At 45.1% G+C, this 23,096-nt stretch carries 19 protein-coding genes; 12 read left to right on the top strand and 7 right to left on the bottom strand.

Features of this window, described 5'->3' with window-relative positions:
• Positions 1 to 10: 10 nt before the first annotated feature.
• On the bottom strand, positions 11 to 3,157 hold the full coding sequence (locus GWR56_RS12870) for a TonB-dependent receptor (RefSeq protein WP_162431639.1): 3,147 nt from the start codon (positions 3,155 to 3,157) through the stop codon (positions 11 to 13).
• Between the two features lie 218 nt (positions 3,158 to 3,375).
• The gene (locus tag GWR56_RS12865; RefSeq protein WP_162431638.1) at positions 3,376 to 5,931 is read right to left on the bottom strand and encodes a hypothetical protein; all 2,556 of its coding nucleotides are present in this window, start codon (positions 5,929 to 5,931) and stop codon (positions 3,376 to 3,378) included.
• Between the two features lie 131 nt (positions 5,932 to 6,062).
• On the opposite strand from GWR56_RS12865, the gene GWR56_RS12860 reads away from it, so the two are divergent.
• Both GWR56_RS12860 and GWR56_RS12855 read left to right on the top strand, forming a co-directional pair.
• Positions 6,063 to 6,695: an HAD family phosphatase gene (locus GWR56_RS12860; RefSeq protein WP_162431637.1), complete on the top strand. Its 633-nt coding sequence runs from the start codon at positions 6,063 to 6,065 to the stop codon at positions 6,693 to 6,695.
• A gap of 19 nt (positions 6,696 to 6,714) precedes the next feature.
• Positions 6,715 to 7,191: a DinB family protein gene (locus GWR56_RS12855; protein WP_162431636.1), complete on the top strand. Its 477-nt coding sequence runs from the start codon at positions 6,715 to 6,717 to the stop codon at positions 7,189 to 7,191.
• On the opposite strand, the gene GWR56_RS12850 is transcribed toward GWR56_RS12855, so the two are convergent.
• Positions 7,192 to 8,370 carry a proline dehydrogenase family protein gene (locus GWR56_RS12850; protein WP_162431635.1) on the bottom strand — a complete coding sequence of 393 codons (1,179 nt, stop codon included), beginning with the start codon at positions 8,368 to 8,370 and terminating at the stop codon, positions 7,192 to 7,194.
• 146 nt (positions 8,371 to 8,516) lie between these two features.
• Between GWR56_RS12850 and GWR56_RS12845 the strand changes: the two genes are divergently transcribed.
• From GWR56_RS12845 to GWR56_RS12810, 8 genes are all read left to right on the top strand, one after another.
• On the top strand, positions 8,517 to 8,723 hold the full coding sequence (locus GWR56_RS12845; RefSeq protein ID WP_162433197.1) for an RNA-binding S4 domain-containing protein: 207 nt from the start codon (positions 8,517 to 8,519) through the stop codon (positions 8,721 to 8,723).
• A 1-nt stretch (position 8,724) separates the two neighbouring features.
• On the top strand, positions 8,725 to 9,783 hold the full coding sequence (gene aroB, locus GWR56_RS12840) for a 3-dehydroquinate synthase (protein ID WP_162431634.1): 1,059 nt from the start codon (positions 8,725 to 8,727) through the stop codon (positions 9,781 to 9,783).
• A 91-nt stretch (positions 9,784 to 9,874) separates the two neighbouring features.
• On the top strand, positions 9,875 to 10,540 hold the full coding sequence (locus GWR56_RS12835; protein ID WP_162431633.1) for a DUF6624 domain-containing protein: 666 nt from the start codon (positions 9,875 to 9,877) through the stop codon (positions 10,538 to 10,540).
• 254 nt (positions 10,541 to 10,794) lie between these two features.
• Positions 10,795 to 11,724: a prephenate dehydratase gene (locus GWR56_RS12830; RefSeq protein WP_162431632.1), complete on the top strand. Its 930-nt coding sequence runs from the start codon at positions 10,795 to 10,797 to the stop codon at positions 11,722 to 11,724.
• Positions 11,725 to 11,832: 108 nt separating this feature from the next.
• The gene (locus GWR56_RS12825; protein ID WP_162431631.1) at positions 11,833 to 12,963 is read left to right on the top strand and encodes a chorismate mutase; all 1,131 of its coding nucleotides are present in this window, start codon (positions 11,833 to 11,835) and stop codon (positions 12,961 to 12,963) included.
• 137 nt (positions 12,964 to 13,100) lie between these two features.
• Positions 13,101 to 14,384, top strand: a complete 1,284-nt coding sequence (gene aroA, locus GWR56_RS12820) for a 3-phosphoshikimate 1-carboxyvinyltransferase (protein WP_162431630.1) — start codon at positions 13,101 to 13,103, stop codon at positions 14,382 to 14,384.
• Positions 14,385 to 14,546: 162 nt separating this feature from the next.
• Entirely contained in the window at positions 14,547 to 15,638 is a 1,092-nt protein-coding gene (aroC, locus tag GWR56_RS12815) for a chorismate synthase (RefSeq protein ID WP_162431629.1), read from the top strand.
• Positions 15,639 to 15,768: 130 nt separating this feature from the next.
• Positions 15,769 to 16,398 (top strand): HAD family hydrolase, encoded by a 630-nt coding sequence (locus GWR56_RS12810; protein WP_162431628.1) that lies wholly within the window; start codon positions 15,769 to 15,771, stop codon positions 16,396 to 16,398.
• 41 nt (positions 16,399 to 16,439) lie between these two features.
• Here GWR56_RS12810 and GWR56_RS12805 read toward each other — a convergent pair whose 3' ends face one another.
• Entirely contained in the window at positions 16,440 to 16,955 is a 516-nt protein-coding gene (locus tag GWR56_RS12805; RefSeq protein WP_162431627.1) for a DinB family protein, read from the bottom strand.
• A gap of 120 nt (positions 16,956 to 17,075) precedes the next feature.
• Between GWR56_RS12805 and GWR56_RS12800 the strand changes: the two genes are divergently transcribed.
• Entirely contained in the window at positions 17,076 to 18,635 is a 1,560-nt protein-coding gene (locus GWR56_RS12800; RefSeq protein WP_162431626.1) for a L,D-transpeptidase family protein, read from the top strand.
• A gap of 85 nt (positions 18,636 to 18,720) precedes the next feature.
• Here the strand turns inward: GWR56_RS12800 and GWR56_RS12795 are convergent, their stop codons facing one another.
• From GWR56_RS12795 to GWR56_RS12785, 3 genes are all read right to left on the bottom strand, one after another.
• A complete protein-coding gene (locus GWR56_RS12795; RefSeq protein WP_162431625.1) occupies positions 18,721 to 19,506 on the bottom strand; it encodes a murein L,D-transpeptidase catalytic domain family protein in 786 nt (261 codons plus the stop codon).
• A 182-nt stretch (positions 19,507 to 19,688) separates the two neighbouring features.
• Positions 19,689 to 20,978, bottom strand: coding sequence for a retropepsin-like aspartic protease (locus tag GWR56_RS12790; RefSeq protein WP_162431624.1), 1,290 nt, complete (start codon positions 20,976 to 20,978; stop codon positions 19,689 to 19,691).
• Positions 20,979 to 21,120: 142 nt separating this feature from the next.
• A complete protein-coding gene (locus GWR56_RS12785; protein ID WP_162431623.1) occupies positions 21,121 to 21,699 on the bottom strand; it encodes a nitroreductase in 579 nt (192 codons plus the stop codon).
• A gap of 125 nt (positions 21,700 to 21,824) precedes the next feature.
• On the opposite strand from GWR56_RS12785, the gene GWR56_RS12780 reads away from it, so the two are divergent.
• The gene (locus GWR56_RS12780; RefSeq protein ID WP_162431622.1) at positions 21,825 to 23,030 is read left to right on the top strand and encodes a dicarboxylate/amino acid:cation symporter; all 1,206 of its coding nucleotides are present in this window, start codon (positions 21,825 to 21,827) and stop codon (positions 23,028 to 23,030) included.
• Positions 23,031 to 23,096 lie beyond the last annotated feature (66 nt).

Below are 23,096 nucleotides of genomic sequence, written 5' to 3'. Positions count from 1 at the left end.
ATCTTAATGTTTAAAGCTTAACATTTACGCCTAATGAGAATGTTTTATTAAGCGGGTACAGATAACCGTACGTGGCCGAAGGGTGCTCAGGGTCGAGATATTTTACGCCGGTAAAAGTTAATATGTTATAACCGGTAACAAATATCCGTGCCCCCTTTATACCTATCTTTTTAGCCGCGTTGGGCGAAAGGCTGTACCCTAACTCTGCCGATTTCAGCCTTACATAAGAGGCATCCTGGATGTTGAACATAGAGTTTACATCGGCAGTAGTACCTGTTAAAGCATACTTACCAGGAATCCAAACGGTGTTGGGGTTGTACGGATCGGCGTTGGGGTCGGCCGGGTGGTACCTGTCCATAAACATCTCCAGCGCGCTGCCACCACCCCAAAGCGGTATGTTCAGCTGCTCGATGTATGATACGGTAACATTTGTGGCGCCCTGCCATAACATGTTAAAATCAAAGCCTTTGTATGAGCCGCCCAGTGTTAAACCAAAGTTGGTTAACGGCGCGCTGTTGTATGCAATGGGGTGCACATCGTCGCCGGTTATCTGGCCATCGCCGTTCCAGTCCTGGTACTGATAATCGCCTACCACGGCATTCCGCGATACAAACTGCTGGCTGTTCAGTATATCCTGGTAACTGGTAAACTGCCCGTCGGCGCCATATCCCCAGTAAATGTTGTTCCAGCGGTCGTTTTGATTATTGTGCCAGTTTAATTGCGAGTTGCCATAGGGCGAGTGCTCTACATACCTGTTTTTGGTGCGTGCAAAGGCTACATTACCCTTTATGTTATAATTGAACGCGCCGATGTGGCTGCGGTGCGTTAGCTCCACCTCGAAACCCTGGGTCCGGTCGCTGTTTAAGTTTTCCTGTGGTTGTCTCGCTCCCAAAACACTTGGCAAGCTTTGCGCCCTGGTCGCCAGCAGGCCGCTGCCATCGCGCCTGAACACGTTAAAGGTGGCTCCAAGCAAACCGTTCCATGCTTCTGCATCAAACCCAAGGTTATAGGTTTCGGCATTATACCAGGTAAGGTTGGCATTAGCAATACCGCGGCTGGCAATGGCGTTTACAAATGTACCGTCGAATACTGAACCACCCGGCAGCTGGTTGTTTGACCCGCCGGCGGGGTAATCGTAACCGGTAAGGAATTGGTAGAAAAGCGAATTGTCGGCTCCAACCCTGCCGTACGATGCCCTCAATTTAAAATCGTTGATGAACGACAGGGCATGAGAATCTTTCCAGAAACCCTCCTGTGATACGCGCCATCCTAACGACCCTGCGGGGAAGAAGCCCCATTTTTTTGAGTTAGGGAACCTTGACGAACCATCTTCCCTGAAACTAAACTCTGCGAGGTATTTGGATTTATAGTTGTAATTGATACGCCCTACAACTGATTTGTTCACATAGTCGTAAATGTCGCCCACGTTGGCCGATCCGATCTGATTTTGCGCGTTACCGGCAAATATCTGGTCTACCGGTAAAGAAAGTTCGCGCTGCGCGTAAAAGTTATCCTGCTGGCGGTGGTTTTCTTCATACAATAACAGGCCTGTGAAACTATGGTCGCCAAAATTGTGGTCGTAGTTTAACGAAAGCTGCATTAAGCTGCCCGGCCGCTCAAACGATTCGTTGCGAATGGTAGCAGGCGATTGATAAGCTGTTGGCCTGTAAGTATCGCTGTTTGCATCGTAGTTGTATTGGTTGTATGATTTTTGGTAGATCTTATTATTTGAATGATAATAATCATATGCATACAAGCCTTTAGCGCTTAACCCGGGTACAAACGGCAGCTGCCAGGTTGCCGACACCTGCGATTGCAGCCAGCGGTTAGTGTATTTTCTGTAACCGTTTACATCAGCATCGGCCAATGCAAGCGGGTTGGTGCCATCAACTTCGCCAATGTTAAAGTACGCGGGGTTGTTATTGGCATAAATAGGTTGGGTTGGTACCTGCCTCCAAAACGACCGGATGATCCACCAGGCATCCTGGTAAGGCTGGTCCTTTTGATCTAATGTACCGTTTATGTTTACATCAACCGTTAAATTTTTGGTGATGCGGGTGCTCAGGTTCGAGCGCAGGTTGTAGCGCTTGTAATTTAGGTCATCGCTTCGCAAAAAGCCATCCTGCTGGGTGATGCCCATACTCACAAAATAGGTGGTGTTATCGTTACCGCCCATGGCGTTTAAATTGTGCTGCTGCTGCGGCACGCTGTTTTTAATAACAGGTGTGTACCAGTCTGTACTGGTACGGGTACCAGTACGGAAGGCGTCAAAGTCTGATTCGGAATATTTAACCTGGCCGCCGTTAACGTTATGCAGTAATTGCTCGTTAACCAGCGTCATAAAATCGATTGCGCCAACGGCCTTTGGCAAACCCGAGGGCACCTGGACACCATAGCTACCCGAATAATTTAATTCAAGCGATCCTTTTTTACCCTTTTTGGTAGTCACCAAAATAACGCCGTTTGCGGCACGCACACCGTATATAGCTGCCGATGCGTCTTTTAGTACCGATACGCTCTCGATATCGTTCGGGTCGAGGCGGGTTATGTTATCGCGCGGCACACCGTCAATGATCACCAGCGGGTCTCCAAAGCCGCGAATGCTGAACGAACTGTTGAACGTTCCGGGCTCGGCAGAATTTTGCGTTACCCGCAAACCCGCCACCTTACCGGTTAACGAGTTAATAACGTTCTCGTTTTTTGTGGTTGTGATCTCGCTGCCCGAAACACTGGCGACTGAGCCTGTTACGGTAGCTTTCTTTTGCGTGCCGTAACCTACTACCACCACCTCATTTAAGGTAGATGAGTTTTGCGCCAGCGTAATGCTTACTGTTGATTGCGTATTAACCGCAACCTCCTGCGGTGCATACCCTAAAAAAGAAAACAAGAGTGTTTGGCCCGGGGATACGTTAAGCGAGTATCTACCGTTAACATCTGTAACCGTGCCGGCTGTGGTGCCCTTAATGGTTACCGATACACCTGGTAAAGGCCCTGCATTATCAGATACTACACCGGTAATGGTTCTGCTTTGCGCGAACGCCGCGCTGCACATCAGTAAAAACAAAAGAAACGTGATACAATGGCGTACCGTCCTTTTGATCTTTACACCATAATGAATGCCATGGCATTCACCATAATTGGTAAAAATTTCATCCATAGGTAAATTGGTTTAAACTGGTTTATAACTGCGCCGGTAACGCTGTTGCAGGGGTAAACCCAGTACAGCCGGCACACAAGTATAAAGGGGGATGTATTAAAAGCAGGGTTAAAAAAGGGGTTAATAGAGTTAAAATTTTGTTAACCGCAGATTATTAACCCCTTTTTTAAGAAATATCCCTGATATCGGTGAAGCATTTTTAAACCGGGAACCGATTTTTATTTGCAGATCTTATCGAAGTGAACAGGGTATTCGCTACCCAGTGATTTTTGATATTCGTTGATAAACTCGTCGTATAAACGTTTGGCATGATCGATGCCTTTTATTCTGCGGACTGATTTAAGTTTATATTTTAAAGCGGTATCGTTAAACGGATCGATGTTGAGCACCACGCGGGATATTTCGAACGCTTTTTTATGATCGCCGCTTTCATATATCTTTTTCACCTCAGGCAGTATAACCAGCATAAGCGACTCTTCAAAGCTCAGTTTTATATCGTCCAGCCAGGTCTCGGGCAGGTATTGCAGCAAGCCGCCGCGTGCAAAAAGCTCACAATTATCAGTTACAAACCGGCTTGCCGACAAATTGTGCTCTTGTATCTGGTGCAGCGCATCAATGATGACAAAATAATCGCAGAAAAAACTTTCGCTTAACTGAAAACTGTAAGTATCGTTCAGGAAAGTAAGTTCTATGCCTTCCAGATCGGCTATGATATTGCGCAGGTGATTAATTGTTACCCCTTTGATGTTTTTTGTACGGGTAACGTCTTTGTCCGGCCATAAAGTAGCTGATATTTTTTTTGAAACAACCCCTTGTCCGTCCTTACTGTTCAGTAAAATAAGAATGAATAATTGTTTTATTTTGGGACTGAACATATAGGTAATGTCCCTGCTATGCTTGTTAAACACCACAAATTCGCCTAACAGGTAAACGGCATTTGGTTTTTTATCGGCCTCTTTTTTGCGGGTGTAAAATTCGGGGGTTATTTCTTCGCCGGTATGTATCCCGCCCTGCGTCTTTCTGCGTTTGCGTACAAAATACCATGCAGCGGCGCATATTATTATAAGGCCGGTAAGGTAAATGTATAAGCTGTTGAACTTACTTGTGGCCGGCCGCTGCGAGTTTAAGTAAGCCTGCTGACTTACGGGCGGCGCGGTGAGGGAATAGATGCGTACGGTTGATTGTGCCGGGGATACAAACTCCTGGGCGGTGCAATAAAACTCGCCTTGTTGGGGGTTGAAAAATAAGTTAAAGTCGCTTTCTATCCGTTCGGAAGTAACGGGTATGGTACCGCTTACAATTTCGTACGACCCGTCCCTGATAGAAAATTTATAAAGCCGCAGGTTGGTCTTTGGTTTTTCGTGTGGGTAACACAAGGCGTAGAAATACTTTTTGTCTTTAGAGATAATGAGGTTATTGGCTGATACAAACGGCTCCTCTTCCGGGCTTATTTCCCAGCATTTTTTAATGGTACGGGTAGTTAAATTTACCCTATACAGGTCATAAAAATGTTTGCCCCCAACTATTTGATTGCCCGACTGGTTGCCGTACCCCCCGAATATATAAACGTCGTTATTCTCGTCGGCCTGGCTGCTTCCCGAAAAAAAGCGCGGCGAAATGGTGTCGCCCTTAAACGCCACCTTCTCCCACAGATCCTTATCGGGCAGATATTTAAAAAAGTCTTTGTGATACGAGAATGAACCGTATCCGCCAAAAAGGTAGAAGTTGGTTTGGTCCTTATCAAAAAACACGTTGTGATGATGGCGCTGTTCCTTGATCAGGGCTTTACCCGTTGCCTCCCACTTCAGTGTATTCAGGTTAAGCGCGGCTATGCTGTGTAACGAATCGGGGGGCTGCACTTCGTACACATAGCACTTACCTTCCCTTGTATTAATTACGCTTTTACCAAGTAAAAGCGTAAGCGGAAGCTTATTTTGGTAGGGCCGGCTTGTTATATTATCCTCCTGAACGTTGTAGGATATCAGCGAATCCTTTTTAAACATGAACAGCTGCTGCCGTTCCGCGTCAAAGTTCAGGCCCGCTACCTCATTAAAGGTCCGCCTGAACTTAGGTGTCCAGAAATATGATTCGTTGATCAGCCAGGCGGGATGATCAACATACCCGAGGGCATCGCCCCTATCCGTATGCACGCTGTTACCCTTCCATTCGTTGAGCGGGAAATAATAATCTTCGCTACCGTCAGAAATAGCAAGGTCTTTAACAGCCATGTTAGGAACATCAGAGTAATGCTTATTTTTACCGAAGGTTATCTCGGGTGTCATTTCGCCGTCGAAGCCGAAGCCCGTTGCTTTATACCATTTACCGTTGACCAAAAAGCTTACGGTATTGGCTTTCAGGTTAATATCGGCCCTAACCTTTATCCAGTTACGCTTTTTAAGTTGTGCCAAGTTGAGCGGTATCTCTATTTTATTGCTTTTGCTATCGATATTGAAATTCAGCGTAGGCGACCCGTTGTGATTATAAATGTAAGTAAGGCTATAGGAGTTGCTTTTGGTATCGGTAATGTTAAATACATAGCCCAGGTGATCGTTATCCCATAACGAAAGATCAAACTTTATAGATAACTTATCATGAAAGGTGGGCTTATCGCCTGCAAACACCATATAGGATGTGCGCCGGCTTAGCAGGCTGTCGTTAGAGTTAAACTGCAGCCCCTGCGCATTGCCTTGCAGTGTGCTAAGTAAAATAATTAAGGTACATATAATTTTATACACCGTTTGCGGCAGCAATAAAATCCTGTTATATACTTTCATTATAAAATGGGTGAATGTAGGTAGTAAAAACAATGCGACAAAATTATGTTTTTCGCCATTAAAAAGGGGTTTTGCAAAAATTATACTGCTTACTTATATGCTAAGCCTATATTTAGGCTTTAAATTAGCAAATGGATAACATCAAAAACATCATATTTGATTACGGGAATGTAATATTCAGCATTGATTTCAGGCGGGCGCAGCAGGCTTTTAAGGCGTTGGGAATCAGCGATGCCGAGGCATTTTTTGGTCACCGCCAGCAGGATGAGATATTTGACCGGTTCGACCGCGGCGAGGTATCGGCAGATGAGTTTCGTGCTTATATTAAAACTAAAACGGGCAACCCTGCTGTAACCGATCAGCAAATTACCGACGCGTGGAACAGTCTTTTACTGGGTATAGCTCCAGGCAATCACGACCTGCTGCTGAAGTTCAAAGAAAAATACCGCACCTTTTTGCTAAGCAACATTAACGATATCCATTATACTCATATCATGAATTACCTTAAAACGGATTTTGGTTTTGAGGATAATGAGCACTTGTTCGAAAAAACATATTATTCGCACCTGGTGGGCAAGCGTAAACCTCAAACAGATTTTTTTGAGCAGGTACTTGCCGAAAACAACTTAAACGCAAAAGAAACACTATTTATTGACGATAGCCCGCAACATTTAGAGGCCGCCAAAACCCTGGGCATACAAACTTTTTTAATGACCGCGCCTGATACGCTGGCAGCGTTTGCCGAGCGGGAGCGTTTGGTTTAATTAATGTGTGAGATATAGTATGTACGTAACACTGCTTCGTCAATACCAGTTAGTTATATCGGCCCGCGGGGCGTTATTTGATTATTGCGAAACCATTAAACCGGCGCATCTGCTAACGCCGCTTCCATCATTTAATAATGAGAGCATGGTTTCGCAACTGATGCATGTGGCCAATTGTTACCTGTTTTGGCTGGCTAACAGTGTACTGCAGCAACAACGGCCTTATTTTGGTGAAGAGGAACACCGTGACCTAAGGGCGGTACGTAACGCCTACCAACAGGTAGACCTGATAACGAACGATTTTTTGCACGCTTTTAAAGACTCGCCGGAGCAGCAGATGTTTATTACCCGCCCGGACGGGAACACCCTTACCCGTTCGCCTTTTGAAGTATTTACGCACGTTATTACACACGAATTTCACCATAAAGGACAGGTGATAAACATGAGCCGGCAACTTGGTTATACACCTGTAGACACCGACATTATAAGGGAATGATCAAGCGTTCCTTCTCTTCTTCTCTTTTACAATCAGGCTTAGTTCCCTGCTCATCTGACCGGCAATGGCGGTGTTCTCCTGCGCGCGACGGAAAAGATAAGGCAATACCGCTTTGATAGGCCCGTAAGGCACATATTTGGCTACATTATAATTGGCGTTGGCCAGGTTGAAACTCAGGTTATCGCTCATACCAAGCAGCTGCGAAAAATACACATGCGGGTTCTTGTGGTCTATCTTTTTCTCGTTCAGCAGGTCGGCCAGCAGGCGGCAGCTGTCTTCGTTATGGGTACCGGCCACAAACGCAACATTGGCAACGTTATCAACGCAGTATATCAGCGCGTCGTTGTAATCTCGGTCGGTAGCGGCCTTATCAGGTTGTATGGGCGATGGATAACCCCTTTCTTCAGCGCGTTTGCGTTCTTTTTCCATGTAAGCGCCGCGTACTATCTTGGCGCCCAAAATAAATCCCTCGCTTTCGGCAACCGTATGGTCGCCTACCAGCGATGCCAGCTTATCGTGGCGGTATAATTGATAAGTATTATATACAATGGCTTTTTCCTTATTAAAAAAGCGCATCATATTTAAAGCCAGGTTATCAATGGTTTTTTGTATCCAGCTTTCTTCGGCATCTATCATTACCGGCACACCTTCGGAGTGTGCCATTTCGCATATGGCCAGCACTCTATCCTGTACGGTTTGCCATTCTAATTGTTCATCAACACTTAGCTTTAACCCTTCGTCGAGTTTTTCCAGCAACCCAAAGCGGCCTACACCCGTAACCTTGAAAACAGTAAGTGGTATATTTTTGCTTTTTGAGGCCGTGATAATGGTGCGAATGATCTCGTCGCGGGTGGCATCAAACACCTTCTCATCGTCTTCACCCTCAACCGAGTAGTCCAATATGGTCCCAACGCCGCCGTCGGCCAGGTTTTGCGTAGTTTTAGCGCATTCCTGAATGGTTTCGCCGCCGCAAAAGTGCTTAAATATGGTGGCCTTTATGAGCCCTTTAACGGGCAGCCCTATCTTTACGGCAAAATTGGTTATCGGCGGGCCTATATTAACCAAAAAATTAACATTGATGACCTTGAACAGCCAGTAGGCACGGTTAAGGTCGGTGTTTGATGAATGACGGAAAGCGATCTCGGTATTTTCGAAGGATAATTTATCGTTTGGACTCATTTGTTTTCAGTTCATGGATCACAGTTCATAGTAGCCATCATGTGTTGCTATGAACCATGAACTAATAACTATCAACCCCTTAAAGTATTGTGCAAAATTATAAAATGATAACTCATTATTCCATGAATAGTTTATTTTTGCCACACATGACAGAATTTAAGGTAGAAGGCGACTATATCCCAATGATACAACTGCTTAAGGCAGCCGGCCTTGTGCAAACCGGGGGCGAAGCGCAGATAGTTGTAGAGCACGGTGAAGTGGTATACAACGGCACCGTTGACTACCGCAAACGCCTTAAGGTAAAGCCTGGGGATATTGTTGAATTCAGGGGCCAAAAGATAAAGGCTATATAACATGCAAACCATCCAAAGCGACAGCTACCCTATCTTTTTTGATAATAGCATAACTCAACTGGCAAACTTTGTAAAGCAGGGCAACTACTCCAGGGTGTTTATACTTACCGATGAAAATACAGGCGAACATTGCCTCCCCATAGTAAAGCAACAGCTTGATGCGTTTGATAACTTTGATATTATTGAAGTAAATGCGGGCGAGGAAAGCAAGAACATTGATTTTTGCGTGGGCATTTGGAAAATGCTGATCGACTTTGGGGCCGACCGCAAAGCCCTCATGATAAACCTGGGTGGCGGCGTTATTACCGATATGGGCGGTTTTGTTGCATCTACTTATAAAAGGGGGATAGATTTTGTGCAGGTACCCACTACCCTGCTATCGCAGGTTGATGCCTCGGTCGGAGGCAAAACGGGGGTTGATCTGGATGGCGTAAAAAATATCATCGGCACATTTACGCAGCCTAAGGCGGTGTTTATGCATGCGGATTTCCTGAAAACCCTTCCTGCCCGCCAGATATTATCGGGCCTTGCCGAAATGCTGAAGCATGGCCTTATTGTAGATGCGGCATATTGGGATCAACTAAAAACCAGCGACCTCAGCCAGCCATCGGCGCAACTGGTTCACCGCTCCGTCGAGATCAAAAACGAAGTGGTGATAGAGGACCCGCACGAAAAAGGCATCCGCAAGGCGCTGAATTTTGGCCATACCGTTGGCCACGCAGTTGAAACCTGGTCGCTGATGAACGATGAAGACCCGCTATCTCACGGCGAAGCTATTGCCATTGGCATGATCTGCGAGGCCTGGTTATCAAATAAAAAGATCGGCTTACCCGATAATGAACTGACCGAAATAGCGCAGGTGTTAAACGGCTTGTATCCAAAATATAAAATTGACGAAAGCATCTTCCCTACCCTGTTGGAACATATGCTTAAGGATAAAAAGAACCAGAACGGCCAGATCAATTGCACCCTGCTTAAGCATATTGGCCGGTATAGTATTGATAACATTTGCAATGCCGACGAGCTTTACGATAGTTTAAGGTATTACGCCACGGTTTAAAATACCACTGTTTTTAGAAGGCACTATTATAACACAGCGAAGCTTGTCTGCGTTTTATTAAACCAGGATATTATTCTTATCTTGCCTATACATGAAAAGTAAATTAACATTATTGCTGATGTGCATTACGCTGGTAAGCTTTGCCCAGCAAAAGAAATTTAACCAACCGCTGGCTGATAGCCTTGCCAAATGGGTAGTGGTAGACCAAATTGCAGCCAAAGTACCCGAAGGTGTTTACAAAGAGTGGCCACGCGAAAAATGGGACAAGTTTAAAGACAGCGTATTTGCCAGTCACCAGCAACTGTTAGAAACTATTTTTAAAAAGTACGGGTACCCGGGTTTTGATCAGGTGGGAAAAACAGGATCGAACAACTTTTGGCTTATGGTACAACACTGCGATAAATGGCCTGCTTTTCAACAACAAGTGCTGGAGGCTATGAAGCCGGAGGTGCTTAAAAAGAATGGTGACGCCAAAAATTTCGCTTATTTAACAGACCGGGTGAACCTGAACACAGGTAAAAAACAGGTATACGGCACACAAATGACCTATAATACCAAGTTATGCCAGGCTATACCGCGCCCGCTTGCCGATAGCGCCAATGTAAACCAGCGCCGCTACCAGGTGGGCTTAGAAGCCATAGAGGAGTATCAGAATCAAATGTCGGAGATGCATTTTGAGATGAATAAGGACGTGTATCAAAAACAAGGCATTACCCAACCCAAGCTTGTTCCGGTACCGGCAAAGCCTGCAACATAAGTTTAAGCAGCATTTTGGCAAATAAAATTCTGTTAGGGCTAATTATTTTACAAAAAATAAAATTATCTATTGACAAAACAATTTTTACTTGTACATTTACGGCATAACAAACAATGACAACACAACGTGCATATTTTTATGGTTACTACTTTTACTTTACCAGTAAGAGCCGGGACTGATATGTACTAACAAAACATACAAAACACTGAAAAGTCCCGGCCCAGAAAGCCGGGACTTTTTGCTTTATACGCATAATGAAAACAGAAAAACCAAGAGTTGCTATACAAGGTACACGCGCTTCGTTTCACGAAGAAGCGGCTTTTAAATACTTTGGCCAGGACATTGAAACCATTGAGTGTAACTCTTTTAAGCAAACGTTTGAAGCTTTGCAGAAAAAAGAAGCTGATTATGTGGTGATGGCTATTGAAAACAGCATTGCAGGCAGCATATTGCCAAACTATTCGCTCATGATGAGTTACAGCTTCCCGGTGGTTGGCGAGGTTTACATCCCGATACAACTGCACCTGATGGCTTTGCCGGGTGTAAGGTTCGAGCAAATTAAATACGTAACCTCCCATCCTATCGCTATTCGCCAGTGCATCGATTTTTTTGACGAATACCCTCATCTTAAAATAGTAGAAAGCAGCGATACGGCCGCTTGTGCCAAACGCATCCGCGAGGAAAATTTGACTGACACCGTAGCCATAGCCAACACGCTTGCGGCTCAATTATATGGTTTAGATGTTCTGGAGCGCCGGATAGAATCGAACAAAAAGAATTTTACGCGCTTTTTGATACTTACCACGCATGAAAATGCTAAAAAGAAAACCGGGGGTAACAAAGCTTCGCTATGTTTCCAGGTAAGTAACGAGGTTGGCTCGCTGGCAAAAGTGCTTAATATTTTCGCTCAGGAAAACGTGAACATGAGCAAAATTCAGAGCATGCCTGTTTTAGGCAAGCCAAACGACTATAATTTTTATGTGGATATAGAGTGGGAAGAAGGCAAACAATACGATGCCGCCATTAGGCAGATATTAAAATACACACACAATTTTAACATACTGGGCGAGTATCAGCGGTTTGAGGACGATACCACCCCTAAACCCTTGAAAGCCGAAAAAACAAAAAAATACATCAGTGTAAAAAAAGTCGGAAGTCCGCCGTCGGAAAGTCCGAAAGAATAGAAGAAGTCGGATTACCGAAAGTGACACATAACAAAAAAATAACAGAAACATAAACAATAATCTTCCGGACTTAACCGACTTTCGGACTTCCGGACTAAAAAAACGAACATGAAACATAACTTAAACATACAGCCCCTTAATTCGTGGATCAATAAATCGGGCAAAGAGCCTCTTGTAATTGCAGGCCCGTGCAGCGCCGAAACTGAAGATCAGTTGGTTGCGACCGCGCATTTATTAGCAAAAACCGGTAAAATCAGCGCCCTGCGTGCAGGTATCTGGAAACCCCGTACCCGCCCGGGCGAGTTTGAAGGCATTGGCAGCATTGGTTTAGAGTGGTTAAAACGCGCTAAAGAAGAGACCGGCCTGCCAACCGCTGTAGAGGTAGCTACCGCTAAACACGTTGAAGAGGCCTTAAACGCCGGTGTAGATATCCTTTGGGTTGGTGCACGCAGTACTGTTAACCCTTTCACCGTACAGGAAATTGCTGATGCTTTGCGCGGTGTTGATGTACCGGTTATGGTTAAAAACCCTGTTAACCCCGATCTTTCGTTATGGGTAGGCGCGTTAGAGCGTATTAACAATGCCGGCATCACTAAACTGGCGGCTATTCACCGCGGGTTCTCGTCATATGAAAAATCGGCTTTTCGTAACGAACCTATGTGGGACATCGCGATAGCTTTAAAAACGCTGGTACCAAACCTGCCTATCATCAACGACCCAAGCCACATTACCGGCAACCGCGACCTGATAGGTTACATTTCGCAGAAAGCGTTAGACCTTGATATGCAGGGCCTGATGATCGAGTCACACATTGACCCTACTGTTGCCTGGACAGATGCCGCACAACAGGTTACCCCTGCCGCGCTATCTGAAATTATAGATCACCTGGCCTTACGTAAACCGGAAGTTAAAGGTGCCGAGCTGAATGACAAACTTGCCGAACTACGCAACCAGATTGATAAAATTGATGACCTGGTTATTCAGAAGATGGCCGAGCGTATGAAAATTGTTGAGAAGATTGGTAACTACAAAAAGGATAATAATATCACTATTTTGCAGGTAAACCGTTGGGACGAAATATTACAGAAACGTACCGGTTATGCCAAAGCATTAAAATTGAGTACCGAATTTACCGAGAAATTGCTGGAACTGATGCACAGCGAATCTATCCGTAAGCAAACCGAGATCATGAACCAGGGACAGGAATCGGCCCCGGCAGAAAAATTGACACACGCGTAAATAGTGATTAGTGATTGGTTGATTAGAGATTAGTTTAGGATATTAAATCATTCCTAAGGCGGTAATTTTACCTAAGGCTGTCCTCACCGCCGCTAACTATCATCATAAATGTGACCAATAAACTAACCGGTGCAATAATGGCAAAACAAAATATCATTCTTACAAAAAAAGGCAATTCGGCGAAAGGCACGATACACCTGACAGGATCAAAAAGTGAGTGTAACCGAGCCCTCATCATCCAGGCATTAAGCGGTGGCAAGGTAAAGGTCGAAAACATGTCGGATGCCGCGGACGCGGTTACCTTGAAAGAAGTCTTAAGTCAGCAGTTTGAAGTCGAAAGTCAGGAAGACTCAGAACTTAATACTGAGGACTTGAGGCTTGTAAACATAGGTCCCGCAGGTACGGCTATGCGTTTTTTAACCGCATACCTGCCTTTGCAAGGCAACGAAGTAACACTTACCGGCTCAGAGCGGATGCAGCAGCGCCCTATCGGGATACTGGTAGATGCCATGCGTAAACTGGGCGCCAGGATTGATTATGTAAATAATGAGGGTTATCCGCCCATCAAAATTTACGGTGGATTTCAGCAGCAGGCAAACCGCATCAGCATAAAAGGAGATATAAGCAGTCAGTATATTACCGCGTTGCTGCTTATCGCATCGAGCCTGCCCAAAGGGCTATCCATGCAGATTGAGGGTGACCTAACATCCCGCCCGTACGTAGAAATGACCTTAGCCATGCTTAAGCAGGCGGGCATACAGCATACGTGGCAGGATAATGTTATTACTATAGAAAATCAGCCGTTTGCAGAAACAGCGCTGCATGTAGAACCCGATTGGAGCGCGGCTTCATATTGGTACGCTATAGCCGCTTTGAGCGATGAAGCCGAACTTTTCTTGCCAGGGTTAACATCTTATAGCCTGCAGGGTGATAGTGTGATCACCGAGCTGATGGCCAACTTTGGTATCACTTCGGTATTTAAGGATAGCGGCGTATACTTAACCAAAGAACCAAAGCCGATCTTCCGTAAGATATTCGACCTGAAGGAATGTCCGGACCTTGCGCAAACCGTTATAGTGGTGTGCGCGGCGCTTGGACACGAAGCTACTTTTACCGGGCTGGAAACTCTAAAAATTAAAGAAACCGACCGTATATTAGCCCTGCAAACCGAACTGGCAAAGATTGGCGTAAAACTGATCGAAAAAGGGCAGGTTTACAAACTGGATTGCAGCGAAAAACAAATTCCGCAACGTATGTTTGTAAACACTTACGACGATCACCGTATGGCAATGGCCTTTGCGCCGCTGGCCACGCTGATACCCGAACTGGAAGTGGAAGACGCCGACGTGGTCGAAAAATCGTATCCGGCGTTCTGGAAGGATCTGGAAAAGGTGTCGTTTGAAGTTAACCCGGCAAAATAAATACTCTGCGCGTCATTGCGAGCAAGGCGCGGCAATCTCTTTACGCCATTCCCTTATGAAGGGTGTATACTCGTCCTAAAGAGATTGCTTCGTACCTCGCAATGACGACGGGTGGAGAAATAATCTCATATCTTAAATCTAATATCTCACATCTAAAATAACATGGCAGGTAATTCATTTGGTCAATCATTCAGGATAACAACTTTCGGCGAATCACATGGCGAAGCTATCGGCGTAATAATCGATGGTTGCCCCGCCGGGCTTGATGTTGATTTGGATTATATACAGGCCGAACTGGATAAACGTAAACCGGGGCAATCCAAAATTACAACACAACGTAAAGAGAGTGATACTGTAAAGATACTATCCGGTATGTTTGAAGGTAAAACCACCGGTACCCCAATCGCCATGATCATCCCAAACGAAGATCAGCGCTCAAAAGATTACGGCCATAATGTGGATGTATTTCGCCCCAGTCATGCCGATTATACCTATGCCACTAAATATGGGATACGCGATCATCGCGGCGGCGGCCGGTCATCGGCACGCGAAACAGCGGCACGGGTGGCTGCAGGGGCCTTAGCCAAACTTTTATTAAAGACACAGGGGATAGAGGTACTGGCACACGTAAGCAGCGTAGGCACCATTAACGCACCGAATATTTTTATAGATACCGCAGCCGAATTTTTAGAAGTTAGGGAGGCAAACATCGTGCGCTGCGCTGACCCGGCCACTGCCGCCGAGATGGTAGAATATATAGACAGCATACGCAAACAGGGCGATACGGTTGGCGGCAAGGTGAGCTGTCACATCATCGGCGCCCCTGTTGGCCTGGGCGACCCGGTATTTGACAAACTGCACGCCGACCTGGGCAAAGCTATGCTCAGCATCAATGCGGTACACGGTTTCGAGTTTGGGTCAGGTTTTAGCGGCAGCGAAATGCGCGGCTCAGAGCATAACGATATTTTTATAAAAAACACCGATGGCAGCATCGGCACCCGTACTAACTTTTCGGGTGGCATACAGGGCGGTATAAGCAATGGTATGCCTATCGAATTTAAGGTTGCCTTTAAACCGGTTGCAACCATCATGCAAAGCCAGCAAACCATCGACGGGCACGGTAATGCCGCCCAAATATCGGGCAAAGGTCGCCACGACCCTTGTGTGGTGCCGCGTGCTGTACCTATTGTAGAGGCTATGGCTGCTTTGGTGCTGGCCGACCACTGGCTGCGAAACAGGAACTCGAAGCTGTAGATATGCTGATACTGATTTGATTTACACCCAAAAAGCACAGTTATTTGCCGTATATAATATAACAAAAAACGCTTTAAGCTGTTAAAATCGACGATATCGGCCTGCCCGCGACAACTATAACACTCACACAATGAAACGCGCTTTATTTTTAGACCTTGATAACACCATATATCCTGTAAGTTCGATAGCTCATCAGCTTTTCGACAAACTATTTAAACTTATAGATGAAGATCTGGGCAGGGACAACAAAGCCGCTGCCGACAAAGCTAAAGACGAGCTTACGCGCCGCCCCTACCAACACGTAGCAGATGAATTTGGCTTCAGCGCTGAATTGAAAGAGCAAGGGATGGAAATATTGCGCAATTGTACATTCGAAGAGCCGATGTATCCGTTTGAGCACTATAATGATCTGAGGGCAATACCAATTGATAAGTTTTTGGTGACTACTGGTTTTACCAAATTGCAAATGAGCAAGGTACACCGGCTAAACATCGCCGCTGATTTTAAAAATATTTACGTGGTAGATCCGGAGTTATCCAACCAAACTAAAAAAGATGTTTTCCAAAAAATAATTGAAGAGTATGGCTACGCTGAGCAGGAGATACTGGTTATTGGCGACGACCCCAATTCAGAAATAAAAGCCGCGATTGAACTGGGGATTGATACCTTCCTGTTCGACCCGGAAGACAAGCACACAAACGAGGGTGTGACCCACCGCGCCAAAGACTATTCGGATGTTGCAGAGATAGTGTTGAAATAAAACGTCAATTTGGTAGTACTATAAGCCAGCTGATGATATTCTTAAAGCGCTTTCAACACGGCAACCGTTACAAGCAATTGCCCTAAATGCCGCATGGTGTGCTCGGCGCTATGCGTATAAAGTCCTATTACTGTCGAAGGCAATTGCGCGCGCCCTACTCCCCTAAAATCACACAGACTGGCTTCATCTGCACTGCTCAATTGATCGATAGCCTGATTAACTTGATAGTTAAAATTTTCTACTAATTGTGCAACAGTGTATGTAAAAGTGGTCGTTTTACCTTCCGCGGATAAGTAATCGAGCTGTTGCCGGGTTAAATTTTCGCCCCGTGCGTAAGTAAATAGTCTGTCAAGTACACCGGTTAAATGCTGCAGATGAAAACCCGGAGACGCCATGCCTGCAACTTTTTCCCATAATAATTCCTCCGGGAAATTGCTCATTATCAGGCGTAATTCATCTCGCGCCTGTAGCAGCGCATGTGCAACGGGCTGTAGTAAAGCGGGTATTCCGGGCAATGGCCCGCGCAGCCAAACTTCGGGGAGATCATCATTTGCCATGCATCAAATATAAACAAACACGCGCCTTAACAATATCGCCAATTACAGCAAATACATGTTTGCACAGCTTTATGGTATGGCAATTGCGTACCAGTGCATATAACTGTAAATACATTTAAGATGATCCTTATAAATACTATCAAAAAATCGGCGGCGCCGCTGGTACTCGCACTACTTGTTCTATCAACTTTAACCCTGCAAAGCTGTAAAAAAAGCCGGTCGGACCTTGGTAAGGAGCTTTATAAAAAAACCCATAATAAGGTTTTTAAAGATGCCACACCGGAGGGACTTGCCCAGGTTTTTAAAAAAATGCTTGCCGACGAAAGGTCTAAAGTTGCCAACCCTAACCTGATAACAGCCTTTTACGAGGAAAACGGCTACGACCCGGTTTTTGTAATGGACCATATATTTAACGGCGACGTAGATATTACTGCAACCTATTTTGAAAAAGCAGGCCAGCACGGCCTTGACCCCAGTATGTTTAAGGCTAACCAGATAAAAGAACTGGTAGCAAAATTCAAAGATAAAAAGGCTATCAAAAATTTAGATGAAGCGTACCATGATATCGCCGAGTTAGAGATACTGACAGCAAATTCGCTTATCAATTACTCAAATGCGTTGGAATATGGTATGGTTAGCCCGCGTAAGATATATGCCCGGTACTTTACTGAAACCAAACGCCCGGACAGTGCATCGATGCTTAAAACGCTTCATGCAAATAACCTTAAAGCATACCTGGATAGCATACAGCCAAAGAATCCGCAGTACTTAATGATGCAAAAAGCGCTGATAGCCGGCGGTGCGGCCAAGGGAATGACCCAGGAAGAAACCAACCGGTACCTGGTGGTAAATATGGAACGCCTGAGGTGGAAGAACAAACCCACACAATCAAAATACGTTATTGTAAATATTCCGGATTACCGTTTAGACGTGATGGAAAACGGTCACTCTATCCTAAATATGAAGGTTGTTGTTGGCGAGGGCCGCAACGTGGATAACACCAACAGCTTGGTTGAGTATGATGAAAGTGATAAAATAGACCGTCCGTTCAGTCGCGAAACACCGCAGTTGAATAGCATGATACACAGCGTACAGGTTAACCCGGTATGGAACATCCCCCAAAGCATAGCCAGCAAAGAGATAATGGTAGAAGCCGCAAAAGACCCTTACTACCTTGATAATAAAGGTATAGATGTGTTTGAAGGCGGCAAAAAGATAGAAAACCCGGAAACTATCGACTGGGCAAACGCCCCAAAAGATAAATATGAATTTAAACAACGGCCCGGCGATGACAACTCATTGGGCAAAATCAAATTCCTGTTTAAAAATAATAGCAGCGTTTACCTGCACGATACACCCGCGAAAACTGCCTTCAGCCAAAACGTGCGTGCATTGAGCCATGGCTGTGTTAGGCTTGGCGACCCGCAAGCGTTGGCAAAAGCAGTGTTTGGAGATGGCCCTACTTATCAGAAAATTGTTAAAGACATGAGCGAAGACAAGCCAGACCCTACCACCATCGCGCTACCGAAGAAAATGCCGGTGTATATAACTTATGTTACCTGCTGGGTTGATGAAACAGGCACATTGCAGTACCGCCCGGATGTGTACGGACTGGATATCGTGTTGTACGGGCACCTTCAAAAGTTTTTAGCTAAACCAGAGCAGATAGCCGCGCTATAACAACTGTATCTGGCCGGTTGCCCGGACATAAAACACGAAGCCCGCGCGCATTTCTGCGGGCGGGCTTCGTTATATTTATTTTTGTTTATAGTTTAGCTATAGCTGCGGCATTATCCGGCCCAAAAAAATTGGCCGCCGCGTTTTCGTCTAATAACTTAGATGTATATTTAGTATCGTTACCGTTGATATATAAAACGCTGCCCCCTTTAATGGTGTTGATAACCTTATCAGATACCGCTGTTGATACGGCAGGACAACCAAAGCTGCGGCCTAAACGCCCTAACTGGTTAATAGTTCCCTGCGATACGTAGTCGGCAGCATGTACAACAATACCGCGTGCACGCGCCGCGCTGTTTATACCGGCATCAAGGCCATCAAGCTTTAACGAACGGCCGTGTTTACCAAAATAAACTTCGCTTGCCAGGTAAAATCCCAGGCTGCTTTGGTGCGACTCGTTACTGTTAGAAAAACGGCTGGCCATGTCATCGCCGCTGCCCTGACCGTGCGCAACCCATGTGTTTAATATCAACGATTTATTCAGGATATCAATGATCCACATACGCTTTTCGCGGCTTGATCTTGTAAAGTCAATTACAGTAATGATATTGCTGTTATCATGCAGCTTATTAGCAAGCTTAAGGTTAAGATACCCTGTAACTGCTTTTTGCAGCACAGCCATATTCATGCCTGTTTGCTGCAAGTTGGCTGTGTTGTATATATCAGCAACGTATTGTGCAAAAAGTTCTTTAGCACCTAATGTTTTAGCGTCACTAATTTTATTTGTCTTGATCGCGCTTGACGGTGTCCAACTGATAACCGTAATAGAAAATAACAATAAAGCGCCAATGATCCACCACAAGTGTTTTCTCATAAAATTGGGTTTTAATCTGTTAAATTAATTGGTATAATTTCCCTAATGATATATTATTAGTTGAAATTGTTATTACAAATATACGTCAAAATCGTAAAGATATTGTCACACCAGTCTAATGATATCTTTTAATGAAATTTAGTATCGACAAAGTTAAAAATCCAATGTCAAATCTTAAAAATTTATTTGTTAGTATTTATAAGCATTACATACATATGCTCAAAATTGATCAGTAATTCATCAAATTTACGAAACGCGTCCTGACCAAGGTTACCAAAATAATAATTGTCTTTTGGCAATGCAGCTAACGTTTTAACATTGATATTGACAAGATCTATAGCTTTATCATATAACCTGAGCGATATTGCCGGCATTTTGTATCCTTTTAAAGCATTTGCGCCCCCTGCACCGCCCACCTTAAAATCGGCGGCTATGCCCCGGGTTTGTATATCCTGCTGATATAGGTCGTAGAAGCTTTTGTTCAGATGGGTAACCTGAGCGCCGGTATCAAAGGTAAACGGCAGCATGGTACCATTATGTTCAACGTTCACCACAGGTGTAAGGCCATCCAGGCCAAAGTTGTGTACAGGCATGGCGGTGCTGTTGGCCGGGATATCCATATAGCCCGCTTTGTTAATACGCACCTCTTTCATCCCGGCGATAACCGGGAATCCTATAATGCCCTGAATAGTATATTTGCCATCGGCAAAGCTTAAGGCGCTGTCGGGGAATACCAGGAACACCGCGTTACGTACCGTAAGGTCGCCTATTTTAAATTCGGGGCATACACCGGTGCGCGCTTTAATTTTTATCCCTGTAATGGCATCTACCTGAAAGGTATCCCCTACAAATTGTATAGCGGCTTTTTCGGCATTGCTTTCGGTGATTACCGAAATGTTTGCCCCGGTATCAAATATGTAAGCGTCCTTGTAGCTGCCAAAGGTAACGGGCAGGGTCATCAATCCTGCTATATCACGGGTAGTGGCAACGCGGGTATCATGCCGGACGAGCACCTGCTGCTTTTGTACTGCCACCAGGTTCTTCCATATAATGATGGAATTTTCGGCATCTTCTTTATCGTATTGGTTTAATTGTGTACCGTAAAGATTTAATAATTGCCGGGTATGTTTGTAGGCGGCGGCATAATCAAAAAGTTTAACATCATTATCCTGCTGCAATTTCAACAGCTCTATTTGCTTTTTTACAGAAAGCTTACGGCCATATTTTGTTTGTAACAGCGCAATATCCCTATTTGATTGTACCGGTTTGTTAAAAAAGTTGTCGGTAAAGGCGGTAAAGTACGTTCGCTCTAAACCAGGTAATGCATTGCCTGGTTTATCGATTACATCCTTCAGGGTGAAAAATTGTTTATGCTGCAGCAACGTATCCGGAGAAAGTTGCTGGGCTTGTAAAATTTGAGTACTGCATATTAATGCCGTAAGTAACCAAAACCTTATAAAATAGTGTACCATAAGTTATAGTATTATCCATTAGACTAAGTAGCACCCGGTTTGTAACAGCTTTGCGGAATTTGTATAGCAAAGCCAAAACAAGCTAAACAAAAAAGGCTGCTATATAGTAGCAACCTTTTTATAAAGCAAATATGTAAATACCTTATTTATTCCAGGTAATCTTTTCTTCGATCGGCGTTTTGCGCTTGCCTTCGGGATGGTTATCGGTATAACCCAAAAACAATACGCCCAAAACGCTGTCTTCCGCACCTAAACCAAAGTGCTCGGCGTAAGCAGGTTTCAATACCATACCGCCGGTGCTCCAGAACGCACCGATGTTTAAGGCTGTAGCGCCCAATAACAGGTTTTGTACCGCACATGATGTAGCAATTATCTCCTCGAATTGCGGGATCTTGGGCAGATCGCCACGTTTTTGATAGGCAATAATAACGTGCGATGCATTGTTGGCCTGATTTTGAAAATTTGCATAAGCGGTTGGGTTAAAGCTTTCGCCCGGATTAGCCGCTTTATACAATTCGGCGTGCTGCGCGCAATAAACCGCAGGTTCTTCAAAAACAATAAAGCGCCATGGCTCGGTGTTGCCGTGCGTAGGTGCCCAGTCGGCAAGTTCCAGTATAGAAGCGATATGTCCGTTAGGGATCTTATTACCGTTCATGGTTGACGGTTTTATAGTACGGCGGGCCTTAATGTTATTTGCTATTGCAGAAAAAGTAGTATCCATAGTTTTTATATATAAGCCTGATGCAAGCGTCAGCAAAAATAGAGAAATAAGTTACATGAGTAAACATTTTAAGAGGGATATTATTTACCTTTCGAAGCGATTAACTTATCAAAACAACAGGAACAATGGGTAACTGGATAAAAAATTATAGCGGGATGATTTGGCTTATAGCCGGTATTATTGCAGGCAGCGTTGCAGGCAGTGTACTGGGCACCAGGGCCGAAGTATTAAAACCTATAGGCGATATATTCCTGAACCTGCTGTTTGTTGCCGTAATACCACTTGTATTTTTCGCCATTTCGTCGGCGATTGCCAATTTAGAAGGTTCGCAAAAAATAGGGCGAATAATGGGTGTAATGTCGGCGGTGTTTTTAGGTACGCTTATTATGGCCGCCCTGCTTACTATTGTTGCACTTTGGCTGTTCCCTATAGGGCAAACTTCATTTGCGGCGGCCGGTGCCGCGCCCGTAGAAACCAGCAAAAACCTATCTGGCGACCAGGTAACCCAATTATTTACCACCAGCGAATTTTTCAACCTCCTGTCGCGCAAGAACATGCTGGCCATGATAATTTTTGCCATACTGGTTGGTTTTGGCGCGCGCAGCGCCGGCGAAAAAGGTAAGGCCTTTGTTCAGGTTTTAAATGCAGGGAACGAGGTATTTCAACACGTTTTCGGCATTATCATGAAAGCCGGCCCGCTCGGGTTGGGCGCTTATTTTGCTTACCAGGTGGCTGTTTTCGGCCCATCGTTGTTTGGCACCTATGCCCATGTGCTGGGCATAGGTTATGGCGTAAGCTTGTTTTATTACGCGGTGTTTTACAGCCTGTATGCTTTTATAGCAGGTGGTGTAAAAGGCATTAAGCGATACTGGGAAAATAACATCATCCCATCGGCTACTGCTGTAGGGACCTGCAGCAGCATTGCCACCATACCTGCCAATTTATACGCTGCCAAAAAAATGGGTATTACCGATGCAGTTGCAGGCATAACTATACCCCTGTTGGGCACGTTGCATAAGGATGGTTCAAGCATATCTTCCATCCTTAAAATGTCGGCGGTTTTTGCCATGTTTGGCCGGGGCTTTGACAGCGCCGAAGTAATTATACTTGCGCTTGGCATGACGGTTTTGGTAAGTATTGTTGAAGGCGGGATCCCCAATGGCGGCTACATCGGCGAGCTACTGTTTATATCTGCTTACGGTTTCCCACCCGAGGCCCTGCCCCCGGCCATTATCATCGGCACATTAATAGACCCCGTGGCCACACTTTTAAACGCCACCGGCGATACCGCCGCCGCAATGGTTATTAATAGGTTCGCGGAAAAAAGGTGACATAACCCCACAGTGGCCGGAAGTGGTGCGGTGATATCACCGACCACAGGCTGTATTGGCTGGTAG

The sequence above is a fragment of the Mucilaginibacter sp. 14171R-50 genome (genome assembly GCF_010093045.1).
Taxonomy (GTDB): Bacteria; Bacteroidota; Bacteroidia; order Sphingobacteriales; family Sphingobacteriaceae; genus Mucilaginibacter.
The sequence above is the reverse complement of the archived record's forward strand: the minus strand, read 5'-3'. Positions and strand labels throughout refer to the sequence as shown.